This window comes from Amycolatopsis sp. NPDC058340 (assembly GCF_042723975.1).
Lineage (GTDB): Bacteria > Actinomycetota > Actinomycetes > Mycobacteriales > Pseudonocardiaceae > Amycolatopsis.
On the sequence record NZ_JBHXIB010000005.1, the window covers coordinates 153,926 to 169,839 of the forward strand.

Annotated in this window: 18 protein-coding genes; 8 read left to right on the forward strand and 10 right to left on the reverse strand. The window is 68.7% G+C overall.

Annotation, left to right across the window (positions count from 1 at the left end):
- The first annotated feature begins 207 nt into the window (after nt 1-207).
- On the forward strand, nt 208-780 hold the full coding sequence (locus ACFWIW_RS08970) for a 5-formyltetrahydrofolate cyclo-ligase (protein WP_378368048.1): 573 nt from the start codon (nt 208-210) through the stop codon (nt 778-780).
- Between the two features lie 31 nt (nt 781-811).
- Nucleotides 812-2,185 carry a UTP--glucose-1-phosphate uridylyltransferase gene (locus ACFWIW_RS08975; protein WP_378367905.1) on the forward strand — a complete coding sequence of 458 codons (1,374 nt, stop codon included), beginning with the start codon at nt 812-814 and terminating at the stop codon, nt 2,183-2,185.
- Here ACFWIW_RS08975 and ACFWIW_RS08980 read toward each other — a convergent pair.
- The 5 genes from ACFWIW_RS08980 to ACFWIW_RS09000 all read right to left on the reverse strand — a co-directional run bounded on the left by ACFWIW_RS08980 (nt 2,182) and on the right by ACFWIW_RS09000 (nt 6,579).
- Complete coding sequence (locus tag ACFWIW_RS08980) at nt 2,182-2,904, reverse strand: class I SAM-dependent methyltransferase (protein WP_378367906.1); 723 nt, start codon at nt 2,902-2,904, stop codon at nt 2,182-2,184. The genes ACFWIW_RS08975 and ACFWIW_RS08980 overlap by 4 nt on opposite strands.
- Nucleotides 2,897-5,077 carry an MMPL family transporter gene (locus ACFWIW_RS08985; protein WP_378367907.1) on the reverse strand — a complete coding sequence of 727 codons (2,181 nt, stop codon included), beginning with the start codon at nt 5,075-5,077 and terminating at the stop codon, nt 2,897-2,899. Before ACFWIW_RS08985 ends, ACFWIW_RS08980 begins: the two co-directional genes overlap by 8 nt.
- A 110-nt stretch (nt 5,078-5,187) precedes the next feature.
- A complete protein-coding gene (locus ACFWIW_RS08990; protein WP_016337351.1) occupies nt 5,188-5,457 on the reverse strand; it encodes a hypothetical protein in 270 nt (89 codons plus the stop codon).
- Nucleotides 5,454-5,795, reverse strand: coding sequence for a metalloregulator ArsR/SmtB family transcription factor (locus ACFWIW_RS08995; RefSeq protein ID WP_072031273.1), 342 nt, complete (start codon nt 5,793-5,795; stop codon nt 5,454-5,456). The genes ACFWIW_RS08990 and ACFWIW_RS08995 overlap by 4 nt, the downstream gene beginning before the upstream one ends.
- 28 nt (nt 5,796-5,823) lie before the next feature.
- Nucleotides 5,824-6,579, reverse strand: a complete 756-nt coding sequence (locus tag ACFWIW_RS09000; protein ID WP_378367908.1) for a GNAT family N-acetyltransferase — start codon at nt 6,577-6,579, stop codon at nt 5,824-5,826.
- 50 nt (nt 6,580-6,629) lie between these two features.
- Here ACFWIW_RS09000 and ACFWIW_RS09005 point away from each other — a divergent pair, with 50 nt between their 5' ends.
- Entirely contained in the window at nt 6,630-6,905 is a 276-nt protein-coding gene (locus ACFWIW_RS09005) for a CPCC family cysteine-rich protein (protein ID WP_378367909.1), read from the forward strand.
- Here the strand turns inward: ACFWIW_RS09005 and ACFWIW_RS09010 are convergent.
- Nucleotides 6,902-7,636 (reverse strand): DUF2786 domain-containing protein, encoded by a 735-nt coding sequence (locus ACFWIW_RS09010; RefSeq protein ID WP_378367910.1) that lies wholly within the window; start codon nt 7,634-7,636, stop codon nt 6,902-6,904. The genes ACFWIW_RS09005 and ACFWIW_RS09010 overlap by 4 nt on opposite strands.
- A gap of 93 nt (nt 7,637-7,729) precedes the next feature.
- Between ACFWIW_RS09010 and ACFWIW_RS09015 the strand changes: the two genes are divergently transcribed.
- Nucleotides 7,730-9,199: a phytoene desaturase family protein gene (locus tag ACFWIW_RS09015; RefSeq protein ID WP_378367911.1), complete on the forward strand. Its 1,470-nt coding sequence runs from the start codon at nt 7,730-7,732 to the stop codon at nt 9,197-9,199.
- Here ACFWIW_RS09015 and ACFWIW_RS09020 read toward each other — a convergent pair.
- From ACFWIW_RS09020 to ACFWIW_RS09030, 3 genes are all read right to left on the reverse strand, one after another.
- The gene (locus ACFWIW_RS09020; RefSeq protein ID WP_378367912.1) at nt 9,152-9,709 is read right to left on the reverse strand and encodes a TetR/AcrR family transcriptional regulator; all 558 of its coding nucleotides are present in this window, start codon (nt 9,707-9,709) and stop codon (nt 9,152-9,154) included. The genes ACFWIW_RS09015 and ACFWIW_RS09020 overlap by 48 nt on opposite strands.
- Nucleotides 9,688-10,488 carry an SGNH/GDSL hydrolase family protein gene (locus ACFWIW_RS09025; protein WP_378367913.1) on the reverse strand — a complete coding sequence of 267 codons (801 nt, stop codon included), beginning with the start codon at nt 10,486-10,488 and terminating at the stop codon, nt 9,688-9,690. The genes ACFWIW_RS09020 and ACFWIW_RS09025 overlap by 22 nt, the downstream gene beginning before the upstream one ends.
- Before the next feature lie 68 nt (nt 10,489-10,556).
- On the reverse strand, nt 10,557-12,038 hold the full coding sequence (locus ACFWIW_RS09030) for a GAF domain-containing protein (protein WP_378367914.1): 1,482 nt from the start codon (nt 12,036-12,038) through the stop codon (nt 10,557-10,559).
- Between the two features lie 105 nt (nt 12,039-12,143).
- On the opposite strand from ACFWIW_RS09030, the gene ACFWIW_RS09035 reads away from it, so the two are divergent.
- Complete coding sequence (locus ACFWIW_RS09035; protein WP_037340578.1) at nt 12,144-13,667, forward strand: aldehyde dehydrogenase family protein; 1,524 nt, start codon at nt 12,144-12,146, stop codon at nt 13,665-13,667.
- Nucleotides 13,667-14,050: a DUF779 domain-containing protein gene (locus ACFWIW_RS09040; protein ID WP_378367915.1), complete on the forward strand. Its 384-nt coding sequence runs from the start codon at nt 13,667-13,669 to the stop codon at nt 14,048-14,050. The genes ACFWIW_RS09035 and ACFWIW_RS09040 overlap by 1 nt, the downstream gene beginning before the upstream one ends.
- Here ACFWIW_RS09040 and ACFWIW_RS09045 read toward each other — a convergent pair.
- Nucleotides 14,004-14,576: a TIGR03086 family metal-binding protein gene (locus ACFWIW_RS09045; protein WP_378367916.1), complete on the reverse strand. Its 573-nt coding sequence runs from the start codon at nt 14,574-14,576 to the stop codon at nt 14,004-14,006. The genes ACFWIW_RS09040 and ACFWIW_RS09045 overlap by 47 nt on opposite strands.
- A gap of 40 nt (nt 14,577-14,616) precedes the next feature.
- On the opposite strand from ACFWIW_RS09045, the gene ACFWIW_RS09050 reads away from it, so the two are divergent.
- The gene (locus ACFWIW_RS09050; protein ID WP_378367917.1) at nt 14,617-15,312 is read left to right on the forward strand and encodes an MOSC domain-containing protein; all 696 of its coding nucleotides are present in this window, start codon (nt 14,617-14,619) and stop codon (nt 15,310-15,312) included.
- On the forward strand, nt 15,302-15,913 hold the full coding sequence (locus ACFWIW_RS09055) for a TetR/AcrR family transcriptional regulator (RefSeq protein ID WP_378367918.1): 612 nt from the start codon (nt 15,302-15,304) through the stop codon (nt 15,911-15,913). Before ACFWIW_RS09050 ends, ACFWIW_RS09055 begins: the two co-directional genes overlap by 11 nt.
- Nucleotide 15,914: the final 1 nt, after the last annotated feature.

The following is a 15,914-nucleotide window of genomic DNA, read 5'->3' on the forward strand; positions in this document are numbered from 1 at the left end:
CTCGATCCGTTCGTTCGACCAGGCACGCGATGAGGGCCCGTCGGTGAACTGAAGTTCACCACCGTTACCAGGAGTGATGCGGTCCGAAGCCGCGGAAATCGCCCGATCGGGCAAGCTCCTCGTGGTCCGTGCCGCCGGGGTGGTCGCTGCGCCTGTCATAGGCGTGAAGCCTAACCTGACCACGTGGTCGAGCCCGGCAATGAACACCTGAGCAAAACGGAGTGGCGTTCCCGGATAACCGCCGAACGGCGTTCGCTGGTGTCGGAAGAGCGCTCGCGGGAGGCTGTGGCGCTCGCCGCCGCCGCCGCTCTGCTGCCCGGCGACGTCGTGTGCGCCTATGTTCCGTTCGGTACCGAACCAGGTTCGACGTCGCTGCTTGATCAACTTCTCGACCAGGGCAAACGGGTGCTGCTGCCGATCGTCCCCGACGCGCCGGGCCCGCTCGAGTGGGCCGCCTACGAGGACCCGTCGAGCCTCGGGCCGGGACGGCTGCGGGGGTTGCTCGAACCGACCGGACGCCGGCTCGGTCCCGACACGCTGGGGACGGCCGATCTGGTGCTGATCCCCGCGCTCGCCGTCGACGACGCGGGCGTCCGGCTCGGCCGCGGCGCCGGCTACTACGACCGGTCGCTCACCTTCGCCGCGCCCGGCGCGGAGCTGATCGCCGTCGTCCGGGACACCGAACTCGTGCGCGAGTTGCCCGCGGAACCGCATGACGTCCGCATGACCGGGGTACTGACCCCGGAGCAAGGCCTGGCGCCGCGCCCGGTAATACACTGACGCCCCGACGCAGTGGTTCAGAAAGGGCACAATGAGCTCTGACGCGCACCTCTCCGATCATTTCGCCGAAACGCTGTCGAAAATGCGTTCCGCGGGCGCCCACGCCATGGAGCTGGCCGCCCTGCGACGGCGTCTCGAGCAGCTGACCGAACCCGGTGCCGGTGAATTGCCGGGAAACGAACTCGAACCTCTCGATGACATCAGCAGGCTCGTGGATCTGCCGGAACCGGACGCCGAAGAAGCGCGCCGGGTGCTGGACCGCACCGCCGTTCTGAAGCTCAACGGCGGGCTCGGCACCAGCATGGGGCTCACCGGGCCGAAATCACTGCTGGAGATCAAACCGGGGAAGACGTTCCTCGACGTCATCGCCATGCAGGTGCTTTCGACCCGCGAGAAGTACAACGCGCGGCTTCCGCTGATCCTGATGAATTCGGCGGGCACCCGCGAACCTTCGCTGGAGTTGCTGAAGAAGTATCCCGATCTCGCCGACGACGTCATCCCCGCCGACTTCCTGCAGGGGCGCGAACCGAAGATCACCGCCGACGGACGGCCCGTCGAATGGCAGGCGAACCCGGAGCTCGAATGGTGCCCGCCGGGACACGGCGACATCTACGTCGCGCTCGCGGTGAGCGGGATGCTCGAAACCCTGCTGGCGGAGGGCATCCGCTGGTGTTTCGTGTCCAACTCCGACAACCTCGGCGCGCTCCCGGACGCCCGGATCGCGGCGTGGCTCGCGAAAGAGGACATCCCGTTCGCCATGGAGACGGTGCTCGGCACCGCGGCCGACCGCAAGGGCGGGCACCTCGCGCGGCGCGCGGGCCGGATCGTCCTGCGTGAATCCGCGCAGGTCCCCGACGGCGACGACTCGTTCGGCGACGTCGCCAAGTGGCGTTTCTTCAACACCAACAACATCTGGTTCGATCTCGAACGCCTGAAGGCGTTGCAGGAGGCCGACCCCGCCGCGCCGCTGTTGCCGCTGATCGTGAACCGGAAGACCGTCGATCCCGCCGACGCCGCCAGCACGCCGGTGATCCAGCTCGAAACGGCGATGGGCGCGGCGATCGGTTCGGTCGAGGGCGCGCGGGCCATCGAGATCCCGCGGACCAGGTTCGCGCCGGTCAAAACCACCGACGATCTGCTGGTCGTCCGGTCCGACGCCTACGTGCTCGACGACGGCGGGGAGATGGTCCCGGAGTTCACCACCACCCCGCCGGTCGTTTCGCTGAGCAAGGAGTTCTACAAGCTCCTTCCGGACTTCGACGCGCGTATCCCCACCGCGCCTTCGCTCAAGGAGTGCACGAGCCTCGCGGTGGACGGCGACGTCACCTTCGGGAAGAACGTCGTCGTCCGGGGCGATGTGAAGATCACCGGGCCGAAGACCATCCCGGACGGCGAAGTCCTCTAGCCGCGCTGGGCGATGAACACGTACTCGCGTCCTGGACGGTCGGGAGCGTCCCGGACGTCCAGGACGCGAAAGCCGTGCTTCGCCAGCAGGGACTCCAAGTCTTCGCGTTCGCGGAACCACAACGTCGAGTCCGAGGTGACGACTTCTCCGTCGGAGAACCGGTAGCTGTACCGGAACGACACGAACGGGAGGTTCACCTCGGTGACCTCACGCCACTGCTCGACCTCGCCGACGCCGGGAACGTCGATGATTTCGTGGGCAGTGTCGGCCGCCCAGTCTTCCCACGCGCGACGGCCGGGTCGCCGGATCTCGAAGACCAGATGACCACCCGGCACCAGCGCGGCATGGACGCCTTCGAGGGTGCGGCTCCATTCGTCGTCGGTCAGGAAGACCTGGGCCACGTTGCCGGTCATCACCGCGAGATCGGCTCCAGCTTCACCCGCCGCCTTCGCGTCACCATGGATCCAGGTGATCTTTCCTTCCGGGTCTTTGGCCTTCGCGACTTCCAGTGACGCCTTAGCGGGGTCGACACCGACGACCTCGATCCCGCGCGCGGCCAGGAGAACGGCCAGGCAACCGGTGCCGCAGCCGACGTCGAGCACTCTTTTCGCCCCGAGTTCGCCGATGATGGCGAGGTAGTGGTCCAGGTCGTCGCGGGCGCCGTCGAAGGCGTCGTAGATCGGTGCGAGCCGGGCGTGGGCGAAGAGCGCGTCAGGCATTCGGCGACGATAGTTCCGGTACGTGTTCGGGAGCCACGGATTTACGGTCACGCCGCCAAGTCCGTTCTCCCAGCAACGCAAGGAAAGCGGGCAGCAGTACCCCGCGGACCAGCGTGGCGTCGATCAGGACGGCGACCACCATCCCGACTCCCATCATCTTGTACTCGATCGCGCTCAACGTGATGAAGACGCTGAACACGCCGACCATGATCACCGCCGCACCGCTGACCACTCCGGCACTCGTGCCGGTGCCGCGGACGATCGCGGCGACGGCGCCCTCCGCCCGGCGTTCACGGATCCGGCTGAGGATGAAGATGTGGTAGTCCATGCTCAGTCCGAGCAGCAGGACGAACATGAACATCGGCAGCCAGCCGACGACCCCGCCGTACGGGGCGAATCCCAGTATAGAAGCGAAGTGGCCGTCCTGGAAGATCCAGGTGAGCACACCGTAGGTCGCGCCGATCGACAGCAGGTTCAGCACGATCGACACGAGCGCCACCGGCACCGACCGGAAAGCCAGCAGCAGCAATACGAACGCCGCCAGCAGGACGAACCCGAAGACCAGCGGCATCCGCTCGGTCACCCGGTCGGCGAAGTCGCGGGCGTTCGCCGTCCGGCCGGATACCGCGTACTCGACGCCGTCCAGCTTTCCGATCGTTTCGGGGAGTAGCTCGGTGCGCAGCTTCGCGAGCGCCGCGTCGGATTCCGCGTCGCGGCCGGCGCCGGAGAGCGGGACCCGGACGACGACGGCCTGGTCGACATTTCCGACGGCGATGGGTTTGTTCAGCACACCGGAGCTTTCCCCGATCCGCCGCTCGAGATCCGTGATCGCCGACCGCAGGGCCGGGCTGTCGACCGGGCCGCTGTGCTCGGCGGTGAGCACCACCGTGGCGGGGTAGACCACGCCCGGGAAGGCCTCCTGGGTGCGGACGGCGGCGTCGATCGCGGGCATCGACCGCGGCAGGCTCTCCGCCGGCGTCGGATCCTGCAGGCGCATGCCGAGCGCGGGCAGCGTGAGCAGGATCAGCAACGCGGCCCCCAGCCCGCCCCACAACGCCGGACGCCGGGTGACCACGCGGGCGGTCGCGGACCAGAACCACGACTTTTCCGCCGTGATACGCCGCTTGCCCAGCCAGGGAATCCGCCCGCGATCGACCTTGTCGCCCAGTAGCGAGAGCAGTGCGGGCAGCACGGTTACCGAGCCGAGCACGGCGAGGCCGACCACGAACGCCGTGCTGATCGCGAGACCGGTGAAGTTGTCGAGCCCGGTGAGCACCAGCCCGCTCACGCACAGGACGACCGTGACCCCGGAGACGACCACGACGTGCCCGGACGTCCGCGCCGCGATGCGGGTCGCGGCGTCGATCGAGTGCCCGCGCGCACGTTCTTCCCGTTGCCTCCTGAGGAAGAACAGCGAGTAGTCGACGCCGACCGCCATCCCGATGAGCAGGGTGATCACCGTCGTCGCGCTGTTGATCGGGGTGAAGTCGTCGACGACCGACAGGAAGCCGAACGTCGCCGCGACACTCGTCCCCGCCAGCAGCAACGGGACCGACGCCGCGACCAGCGCCCCGAACACGATCAGCAGGATCACCAGTGTCAGCGGCAGGGAAAGAAGCTCCGACCGTTTGACGTCTTCACGGATACCCTTGTCGACCACGGTCGACAGGCTCAGATCTCCGGACAGGCTCAACCGGGCCGATGGATGCCGTGCGGCGACCTCGGCCACTCGCGCCGTCGCGATCTCGAAGTTCGGGCGGATGTCCTTCTCCCCGCCCGCGATCGAAAACCCGACGAGTCCGGACGTGCCGTCGGCCGAGATCCGCTCGGCGCCTCCGCCGGCCAGCGGCGAGCGGACGTCGGTGACCGAGCCGCTCGTGGTGAGCGTGGTGATCAGGTCTTCGGTCGCCCGCCGGAGTTCTTCGTTCGCGGCGAACGGTGGCGAGCCGGGCACCTTCGCCTCGACGAGGACGTTTTCGCGTAACGGGTCGAAGGTGTTTTGGGCGTTCAAAGCGGTCTGGGCGCGGCCGGACTCGCCGGGATCGGTGCTCCGGCGGCTTTCGCCGTCCAGCAGCATTCCCGACAGCAGGGCGACGACCACGAGGCCGGCCCAGCAGGCGAGGGTGATCGCGCGATGCCGCATGGACCAGGCGGCGATCTTTTCGGGCAGCATGAACTACAGTCCTTTACGTGAAGGAGTGAGATGCCTCGGGCGAGGTTTTTGCTTCTTCTTTCCTGGGCCGTCGAGTTGCCGCTCGGCGGCCCAGGGTCTTTCACCGGTGGTCAGTCGACCTCCTTGAGGATCCGCTCGACCGTGCCCACGCTCTTCTGGAGATCCGCGAGACGTCCGTCGAGTTCGGTCAGTTTGCGTTCGGTCTCTTCCTGCGCCTGGACGGCCTTCTCGGCGAGCCTGCGGTATTCCTGCTCGCGCGCGAGCGCGCCCCTGGCCCTGATGGTCGCGCCGAACTGCCACACGACCACCGTGATCACCACGGTGAGGAACACGAAGATGCCGATCAGCCCGGCGACCTCCTGCCATTGATGCCAGTTCACGATCGTTCCCCCTCGTCACCCGGCGCCGGTGTGCTCAGCGTCGGCGCCGCGGCGGCGATGGTGTCCGGGCTCAGCTCGACCAGGAACGGTTTCACCTCGTAGAACTTCATCGCCTTCCCGTCCTCCGACAGCTCCAGTTCGGCCGACACGAGCCCGGCCGCCTCCAGTTTGCGCAGGTGGAGCTGCAGCAACGCCCGGCTGATGCCGAGCTCCCGCGCCAGCTGGCTGACATACGCGCGCTCCGCACGCAATGCCGCGACGATCCGCAGCCGGTGCGGATTCGCCAGCGCCCCCAGCAGCCGCAGCAGCTCGTCGCCGGACGGTCCGGTGGCGGTCATGCCGAGCTCCTGCACATGCCAAAGAAATCTAGCAGGTGCTGGCTTCGTCTACCAGGTGCTCGAGCCAGGCGTTCGGTTCCGTGTAGACGCCGACGTCCAGCGCCGAGGAGGCGAGCACCGGCGCGATCCCGCCCGGTACGGCCGTGAGACCGTCCCGGAGTTCGACGCCGGTCCACGCTTTCCATTGGGCGAAGGTGCCGGTGACCGTCATCGCGAACGGAGCCGCTTTCACGAACCGGGCGCCGAGCCGTTCGTGCGTGCGCAGCCACGGATCCTCCGGCAACCCGTCCGCGCGACGGCGGGCGATGTAGTCCTCAAAGGACAGTCCGGGTTCGTTCTCCTTCCCGGCCGGGCGGACCGGCACGACGAGTTTGCGAATCCCTGTTTCCGAGGCGCGCTTTTTCAACGCTTCCAACGCTTTTGTGGCCAGGCCGCCGCCACGGCGGCCTGGCGCGACCATCACTTCGAGTGCGATCAACGTATTCGTCTCACGGGCGCTCAGCACGTCTTCCGCGGCCCAGATCAGGGCGGCGTCCCAGCCGTGGTCCGGCAGTTCCGGGCGTTCGGCGGTCGGGAAGCCGACCGGGACGGCGGCGGTTCTCGCCACGGGAACACCGTCTTCCAGCAGTACGAGGAAGTATTCCGGCCAGCGGGCGGCCAGGTGCGACGACTTCGCCAGCAGGCCGGTCAGGCCGTGCTGGAGGAATTCACCGCCGACGCCGCCGAGGGCGAGCGCGGGCTCGCGCAATTCGGGCCGGGTGGCCAGGTCTTCGATCACGATCATGTCCTCAGTAGACCCGAGGACACGCGATTCTCACGAGGTAGATTTCGGCCGTGACGAAAGGGAAGAAAGGGTACGCCTGTCCTTGCTGTGGCTATCTCACGGTGGGCGAGCGGGGCGCGTATGAGGTCTGCCCCGTCTGCTTCTGGGAGGACGACGGGCAGGACGATCATGACGCGAACGTCGTCCGAGGCGGGCCTAACGGGCGCCTGTCTCTCACGGTGGCTCGGCTGAACTTCGATCTTCACGGTGCCTGCGAAGAGGCACATATCCACAATGTCCGGCCTCCGGAACCGGACGAGATCCCTCCCGGCAGGAGCGCCGGCTAGCGCACGGGCAGCGCGCGGCGCCGTCCGGTGATGCCGGTGGTGTTGAGGTTGGCGCGCTCGCCGGCGGAGTGACCGTCGAGATAGCCGCTGCCGGACAGCCGCCTCGGCGGTGCCGAGCGCAGATCGCCGTATTGCTCATCGTACGCCTGTTTGACCATCGCCGTCCGGTCCTGGATCACCAGTTCGGCCGAGCGATGACCGGCGGCGGTCGTGTGGGTCCTGGCCGCGGTGTCCTCGCTGTTGCGGAGCCGTTCGTAGACCGCGCCGGAGAATCCGTGCAGCCACGTCCGCCGGTACGCGGCCAGTGATTCGCCCGCGAACACCCGGTTCTCCGGGCGGACCCTGGTCAGCTGGGTGGTCGCCTGCAGCAGCAGGCTCGTGTACAGCAGTTCCGTCCGCTCCAGATCGGAACGGAAACCGAACACCGTCACCGCGGTGACCGATTGGCCGAGCCGGTGCAGCAGGGCCCGGCAGCGCAGCGGATGCGCGATGTTCGTCAGCAGCCCCGCCTTGTCCCGGCTGTACGGGTTGTCGATCGGGATCTTGATCTGGGTGATCTCGTCCGCGGTCGCCCCGGAAGCGGCCAGCAGCGCCTGATCGATGCCGTACCTGGCGATCAGTTCGGCGGCCTTGGTGTTGTACGACTCGGCTTCGGCCTCGGTGACCGCCGGGTCCTCCGCCTTCGCGAGGAGTTTGCGGACGCGCGCGAGCAGCGTGTCATGGTCGGGCATGGTCCTCCTTCCTGATTGGGTTGGAGCGGATCAATCTAGGAGAGAGGTCCGACAATATTCGGCGAGCTGTTCGGATCCCGGTGAGGGGGCGGTATGTCGGTCGACGTTTCGGTGGTCGGTTCCGGCCCGAACGGGCTCGCCGCGGCGGTCCTGCTGGTCAGGGCGGGGCTCACGGTCGAAGTGCACGAAGCGGCGGAAGAGATCGGCGGCGGGACGCGCACGGCTTCGCTGTTCGACGACGAAGTCCGGCACGACATCTGCGCCACCGGGCATCCGCTGGCCGCGGCGTCTCCGTTCTTCCGCTGGTTCGGCCTCGCCGAGCACGGCGTCGACCTTCTGCGGCCGGAGATCGCGTACGCACATCCTCTCGGCGGTGACCGGGCCGGTCTCGCCTACGAAGACCTCGACCGGACCTGTGACGCCCTCGGTGCGGACGGGCCCCGGTGGCGCCGCCTGCTGGGACCGCTGGCCGAACGCAGCCGCGAACTGGCCGATCTCATGCTCGGCGATCTTCGCCGTCCGCCTCGCGATCCTCGTTCCGCCGCGCTCCTCCCGGCCAGGATCGCGCTGCTCGCGTCCGGTTCGGAACAGCGCTTGTTCACCGGCCCGGAAGCGCCCGCGTTGCTCTCCGGGGTTTCCGCACATGTGATGGGCCGTCAGCCGTCCCTCGCCGCGGCCGGCGCGACACTGCTGCTCAGCCACCTCGCGCATTCGACGGGCTGGCCTATCGTCCGCGGTGGCAGCCAGGCCATCACCGAGGCCCTCGCCGCCGATCTCCGCGCCCGCGGCGGACGGATCCACACCGGCAGCCGGATCACCGATCTGCGGACACTGGCGAAGTCGCGCACGGTGATCCTCGACATCGCCCCGCGTGGTTTCCTCGAAATCGCAGGCGACCTGCTGCCGCCGCGATACCGGAAGGCCCTGGAGTCCTACCGCTATGGACCCGGCGTGGCGAAGGTCGATTTCCTGGTTTCCGAGCCGGTTCCGTGGGCGGCGCCGGAGGTCGGCAAGGCGGGCACCGTCCATCTCGGAGGCACGCGAGACGAGGTGTATGCCGCCGAGAACGCCATCGTGCGCGGGGAAGATCCGGACGACCGGTTCGTGCTCGTGTCCGATCCGATGACGCTCGACCCGTCCCGCGGGGTGCCGGGCAAACGGCCGGTTTGGGCGTATTGCCATGTGCCGCACGGGGATCCGCGGGACGTCACCGAACTCGTCCGGCGGCGGATCGAACGGTTCGCGCCCGGCTTCTCCGACACGATCCTGGCGAGCCGTTGTGTCACCGCGCCGGAACTGGAGGCCTACAACGCGAACTACCCCGGCGGTGACGTCGCGGCGGGCGCGGTGGATCTGCGGCAGGTGCTCGGACGGCCGGTCGCCCGGTGGAATCCGCACCGGACCCCGCTCGGCGGTGTCTTCCTGTGTTCGGCCGCGACGGCACCGGGCCCCGGCGTGCACGGGATGGGTGGCTGGCACGCCGCGAAATCCGTGCTGGGGAAGGACTTCGAGCGGTTAGCCCAGATAGGCGTCCAGGGTGACGGCCAGCGCCCGCTCCGGTGACGGCGCGAAGCTCGCGCCCGCCAGCCCGCCCCAGAGCCACAACTGGGCGAGGCCGTGCAGCGACGCCCACAGCGACGACGCGAGCAGCCGCGGATCGGTCACGGGATGCCAGCCGCCTTCCTGCACGTCCTCGACGAGCGCGGCGAAGAAGTCGAACACCGCGCTGCTCACCCGGATGAGTTCGGGATCGTCCGGATCGATGAGATCGCGGCGGAACATCAGCTCGAACATCGCCGGATTGGCCAGCGCGAAGTCGAGATAGCCGTGGCAGGCGGCGATGAGCCGCTCGCGGGGTGTCCCGGCCGGAAGGGTGGCGCCGCGTTCGAGCAGTTCGAGGTAACCGCGGGTGGCGACCGCCGAGAGCAGCGCCGCGCGGCCGGAGAAATGCCGCAGCGGCGCGCCATGCGAGACGCCGGCGGCCTTCGCGATGCCGCGCAGCGTCACGGCACCGACGCCCTCTTCGGCCAGCAGGTTCGCGGCGGTTTCGATCAGGCGGGTTCGGGCGCCCACGACCGGGTCTCCTCGAGAACGGGCAGGAGGTCGGGACGTTTCGGCAGGAAACCGTCGCCCGGCTGGCGGCCGATGAGCCGGTTGCGGAACCGGCTGACCGCGACCGGGAAGACCTCCCTGGTCAGCCAGCGCAGATCCGCGCGCAGGCCGGGACGTCCGGCCGAACCGGGCAGCGGGGCGAGCCAGGACGGGTCGTGGGAGACGTCGAGCTTGCCGAGCACGTGGGCGGCCAGGCGCCGGTGGCCGAGCTCGGAAAGGTGCAGCCGATCCGGGCCGAAGTAGCGGGAATCGTGCGCGGCGTCGTCCGGCCAGAGATCGACCAGCGTCGCGCCGTAGCTGACGGACGCCTCGCGGACGGCGTCGTTCAACGCGACGATGCGCGGACGCATGCGGTGCCCCATCGGCATGCGGTGGGAGATGTCGCTGAGGGTGAAGGTGACGACCCGCGGCGCGATCCCGGTGCAGGCGCGGATGGCCGTGTCGACGCGGCGGGCGACCGTGCGCGCGTCCCAGCCGCGGCTCATCACGTCGTTGCCGCCGCCGAACAGGGCGATCAGATCCGGCTGGAGCCTGGTCGCGGCCGGGGTCTGCTCGGCGTGGATCTGATCGAGCCTGCGCCCGCGGACCGCGAGGTTGGCATAGCGGAAACCGGGCTCCTCCTCGGCGAGACGTGCCGCGACGAAGTCGGCCCAGCCCCGGTAGAAACCGCCCGACGGATGCGGATCGGCCAGCCCTTCGGCGCAGCTGTCGCCGAGCGCGACGAAACGTTGGTAGCCCATCCAGATCTCCGTAACCGCGAGTTCACCTTGTAGACACTGTCTATCAAACCGATGTAGACGCTGTCTACTCAGCGGTCGAGACGGTTCCGATGGGTGAAGGCGACGGCACGTCGCGGATCGCCGTCCGGGAGCACCCGGCACAGCGCGTCGACGATCTCCAGGTCGTCGGCCCCGCACGGGGTCTCCCAGTACGACCACAGCGCCGCCGCGTCCCCGCTGCCGAGCACGACCCGCCGGACCGACGCGGTGACGGCCTCACGTTCCTCGCGCACCGCGGGTGACTCCGATTCGGCCAGCAGCGGGCCGCGGAACGCGTCCGCCGCGGCCGCGACGTCGCCTCGTTTGAGCGCCGCGCGGACGCGCAGGAAGTCGGCGTCCACGTCGGCGGAAAGCCGGTACGGCCGGGTCTGCACGATATCCGAGCCGAGCTGCGTCCGGAGCCGGTGGATCTCCGCGCGCACGGTCACCGGATTGCCGCTCTCGCCGTAGAGCAGCAAGGCGAGCCGTTCCGCCGAGAGGCCGCCCGGGTTCAGCGCGAGCAGCGTCAGAATCTCCGCGTGCCGCAGGGTGAACGGCACTTCGCGACCGTCCACTGTGGTCGATGGTGGCCCGTCGGTGAGGAACTCCAGCGCGAGCCGCGGACGCCGCGAAGCACCCCTGCTCCCCAGACGCAGCAAATAGCCCTCGCTCAACGGCTCCACCGTGCCCAGCCGCCCGTCGGGAAGGGTGACCGCGCCGCCGCCGGGCCGGATGTCCACAGTGGAGGGAAGGTCGCCGCAGGCTTCGGCCGCCAGCACGCGGCCCTTCGCCGAGAGCAGGGCTCCCGGCGCGCCGCGTAACGCTTCCAGGTGAGTCATGTTCGCGGCCCGCAGCCGTTCGTCGCGCATCGCGAGCCGGGCCCGCAGCTGGCCTTCGGCGAGCTGGGCTGCCGCCGTGACCAGCGCGAGCATCGCGGGATGGACCGTCCGCAGCGGACCGCTGACGTCGATCGAGCCGAGCAGCGCGCCGGTCTCCGGATCGCGTACGGGCGCCGCCGCGCAGGTCCAGCCGTGATAGGTCCGCACCAGATGTTCGGCCGAGTAGATCTGCACCGGCTCCCCGGTGGCGAGCGTGGTGCCCATCGCGTTCGTGCCGATGACGTCCTCGCTCCAGCGCGTTCCTTCGGCGAGCATCACGTCGTCCGCGCGCCGCAGCACGCCCGCGGCACCCTCCCGCCACAGGATGTGCCCGGCCGCGTCGGTCACGATCATCATGTGCTCGGCGTCGTCGGCGATGCTCACCAGCGTCTGCCGCAGGATCGGCAGCACCGGTGCCAGCGGATGCTCGTCGCGCAGCCCGTTCACCTCGCCGGGGTCGTAGACCAGCGGGGCGACGCCGGTGTCCGGATCGACGTGCGCGGCGAGCGAGCGATTCCACGAAGCCGACACGATCGACCTGGGGGAACGCGGTGCGGGACCGCCGGAGAGAACGGCGTCGTGGACGTCCTTCAGCAGCCGCGCGTACGCCTGAGGGTCACGCGGCGACGCTTCACCTCCGGGCAGCTCCGCCACGTTTCCGAGAATAGGTGACCGCGCTCACTTCGTTGCAACGTGCGTGCAACCTCACCCGCCCTAGCTTCGCCGTCATCCGTCACCCCTAGCGATGAGGCAGGAAAGATGGCCAAGTACGCGGCACCGAACACCGAAGGCAGCGTCGTCAGCTACGAATCGCGCTACGACCACTACATCGGAGGCGAGTACGTACCGCCAGCGAGCGGTCAGTACTTCGAGAACCCGACCCCGGTGACCGGACAGGTGTTCACCGAGGTCGCCCGCGGCACCGCCGCCGACATCGACCGCGCGCTCGACGCGGCCGAAGGCGCGGCCGCGGCCTGGGGCCGGACGTCGGTGGACGAGCGCGCGAACGTGCTGCTCCGGATCGCCGACCGGATGGAACAGAACCTCGAAGCGATCGCCGTCGCCGAATCGTGGGAGAACGGCAAACCGGTCCGCGAGACCCTCGCCGCCGACATCCCGCTCGCGATCGACCACTTCCGCTACTTCGCCGGCGCCCTGCGCGCCCAGGAGGGCGGCATCTCCCAGATCGACGACAACACCGTCGCGTACCACTTCCACGAGCCGCTCGGCGTCGTCGGCCAGATCATCCCGTGGAACTTCCCGCTGCTGATGGCGGTCTGGAAGCTCGCGCCCGCGCTGGCCGCGGGCAACGCGATCGTGCTCAAACCCGCCGAACAGACCCCGGCGTCGATCCACCTGCTGATGTCGCTCATCGGCGATCTGATCCCGCCGGGCGTGCTGAACATCGTCAACGGTTTCGGTGTCGAGGCGGGCAAGCCGCTCGCGTCGAGCAACCGGGTGCGGAAGGTCGCGTTCACCGGCGAGACCACCACCGGACGGCTGATCCTGCAGTACGCCAGCGAGAACATCATCCCGGTCACCGTCGAGCTCGGCGGCAAGAGCCCGAACATCTTCTTCGACGACGTCGCCGCGGCCAACGACGCGTTCTACGACAAGGCGCAGGAGGGTTTCGCGCTCTTCGCGCTGAACCAGGGCGAGGTCTGCACCTGCCCGTCGCGGGCGCTGATCCAATCCGGTATCTACGACCGGTTCCTCGGCGACGCCGTCGAGCGGGTCAAGAAGATCAAGCAGGGGCATCCGCTCGACACCGAGACGCAGATCGGCGCACAGGCCTCGAACGACCAGCTGGAGAAGATCCTCTCCTACATCGACATCGGCCAGAAGGAAGGCGCGAAGATCCTCACCGGCGGCGAGCGCAGCGACCTCGGCGGCGAACTGTCCGGCGGGTACTACGTGCAGCCGACGGTGTTCGAGGGTGACAACAAGATGCGGATCTTCCAGGAGGAGATCTTCGGCCCGGTCGTCTCGGTGGCCAGGTTCGACGACTACGCCGACGCGCTGAAGATCGCCAACGACACGCTGTACGGTCTCGGCGCCGGTGTCTGGTCGCGTGACGGCAACACCGCCTACCGCGCCGGCCGCGACATCCAGGCGGGCCGGGTGTGGGTCAACAACTACCACGCGTACCCGGCGCACGCGGCCTTCGGCGGTTACAAGGCGTCCGGGATCGGGCGCGAGAACCACAAGATGATGCTGGACCACTACCAGCAGACCAAGAACATGCTGGTGTCCTATTCGGACAGTGCGCTCGGGTTCTTCTGATGGCCGAGCGGGTCGGCTTGACACCGGCCGCCGCGGATCTGCTGCGGCGGCTGGTGTCTCTCCACGGGCCGGTGATGTTCCACCAGTCCGGCGGATGCTGCGACGGGAGCGCCCCGATGTGTTACCCGGTGGGCGAATTCCGCACCGGGGCGTCCGATGTCCACCTCGGTGACCTGAGCGTCGAAGGCGTCGACGACGTTCCGGTGTGGATGTCGGGCCCTCAGTTCGAGTACTGGAAGCACACGCATCTGACCATCGACGTCGTCCCCGGCCGGGGGAGCGGATTCTCCTTGGAGGCGCCCGAAGGGGTCCGTTTCCTGGTCCGCTCCCGGTTGTTCAGCGATGAGGAGTCGGCCGAGCTGAACGGCCCAGCAACGCGATGAGCCGTGCGCCCGGTCCGGCGTCCGGCGGTGCCTCGACAGCGTGGTCGAAGGCGCCGCCGGGCCCGCGGACCGGCGTGACGTCGGGATAGCGGCTCGCCACTTTCAACGCGGCCTCGGCGAGCTCGTCGTCCCAGCGGTGTTCGCGGCCCAGTGCGGTGTCGAGGTCCCAGTCGTGGGTGAGCGTGTCGACGAACAGCACGGCCAGCGCGTTCTTTCCGGGGAGCGGGCCGAAAATCCCGAAATCGAAGGTCTTCTCCAGTGCTTCGGTGTCGAAGGCCGCGAGGAATTCGGCGGAACTCTCCTCGTAGGACCTGGCGAGGGCGTCGTCGGCCGACGGCCGGCGCTTCATCGGGTGGCCGGTCGCCTCCGCGGTGCGGGAATCGTGCCCCTCGATCAGGTGTTTCACGATGTCGCGGACGGTCCACTCGGCGCAGGGGGTCGAGCGGTCCCAGTCGTCCGCGCCGATTCCGGCGATCGTGGCCCCGGCGGCTTGGTGGGCCCGGGTGGTGAGTTCGATGAGATCCATGACGGCAATGTATACGAACGGTCGTGCTATCTTCTAGGGTGTGAGCACTCTCGAAGTGAACGAGGTCTTCGTCGGGCGGCCGTCGGTGCTGGGGATGAAGCGCGACGTCCCGGTGTACAGCGCCATCGCGAAATCGCGCGTGGACGCGCCGTCGCTGAAATTGGACGAGATCAACCTGGCCGGTGACGACCAGGCGGATCGCACCGTCCACGGCGGTGTCGACAAGGCGGTCTACGTCTATCCGGCCACGCACTACGCGGCCTGGGCGGAGCAGGGGTTCCCGGTGTCGGCGGGTGATTTCGGGGAGAACGCCTCGGTGTCGGGCGCCGACGAGTACGACGTCCGGGTCGGCGATGTCTGGGCGTGGGGAGACGCGCTGGTCCAGGTCTCGCAGCCGCGGACGCCGTGCTTCAAGCTCGCGATGAAGACCGGGCGCAAGGACGTCATCCCGGCGATGATCGATTCCGGCCGCAGTGGCTGGTACCTGCGGGTGCTGCGGACGGGCGAGGTGCCCACGTCGGGACGTATGACGCTCGAAGAACGCGATCCGGTGAACCCGACGATCGCCGAGGTGTACGTCGCGTCGTTCACCAACGTCGCCCAGCTCGACGAAGAGCGCCGGGACGCGTATTGGGCGCTGCTGGATCGGGTGCTCGCGACGCCGTCGCTTTCCCGGCAGTACCGTGACGGCCTGGAATCGGCGAAGAGGCGGCGAGAGGAACGGAATGCCGGTTGACGGCCGGGTGGCCCGCGGTGACGCGACGAGGCGGATCGTGCTTCGCCGTGCTGTCGACATCGCGTCCGTCGAAGGGCTCGACGGGTTGTCCCTCGGCAGGCTCGCCACCGAATTGGAATTGAGCAAATCCGGGGTGTTCGCTCTGTTCGGCTCCAAGGAGGAACTGCAGCTCGCGGCCGTCGAAACGGCGAGCGCGATCTTCGCGGAGAACGTCGTCGAGCCGACACTGAAGGTCGAGCAGGGGATCGAGCGGTTGCGCGCGTTGTGCGCGAACTGGCTCGACTACTCGGAACGCCGCGTGTTCCCCGGCGGCTGTTTCTTCTTCAACACCGGCGCCGAATTCGACGCGCGGACCGGCCGGGTGCACGACGCGGTCGCGAACGCGAGCCGGGCGTTCGCGCAGTTCATCCGGTCCACCGCGGTCGAAGCGCGGAAGGCCGGGCACCTGCGTGAGTCGGTCGATGTGAACCAGCTGGCCTTCGAGCTGAACGCGCTGGGGCGGGCCGCGAACGCCGATTCGGTGATGTTCGGCGGCACCGAGCCCTACGTACTGGCTCGGGCCGCCATCACCGCCCGTCTCGACGCCGCGGCCGCGCGATGAA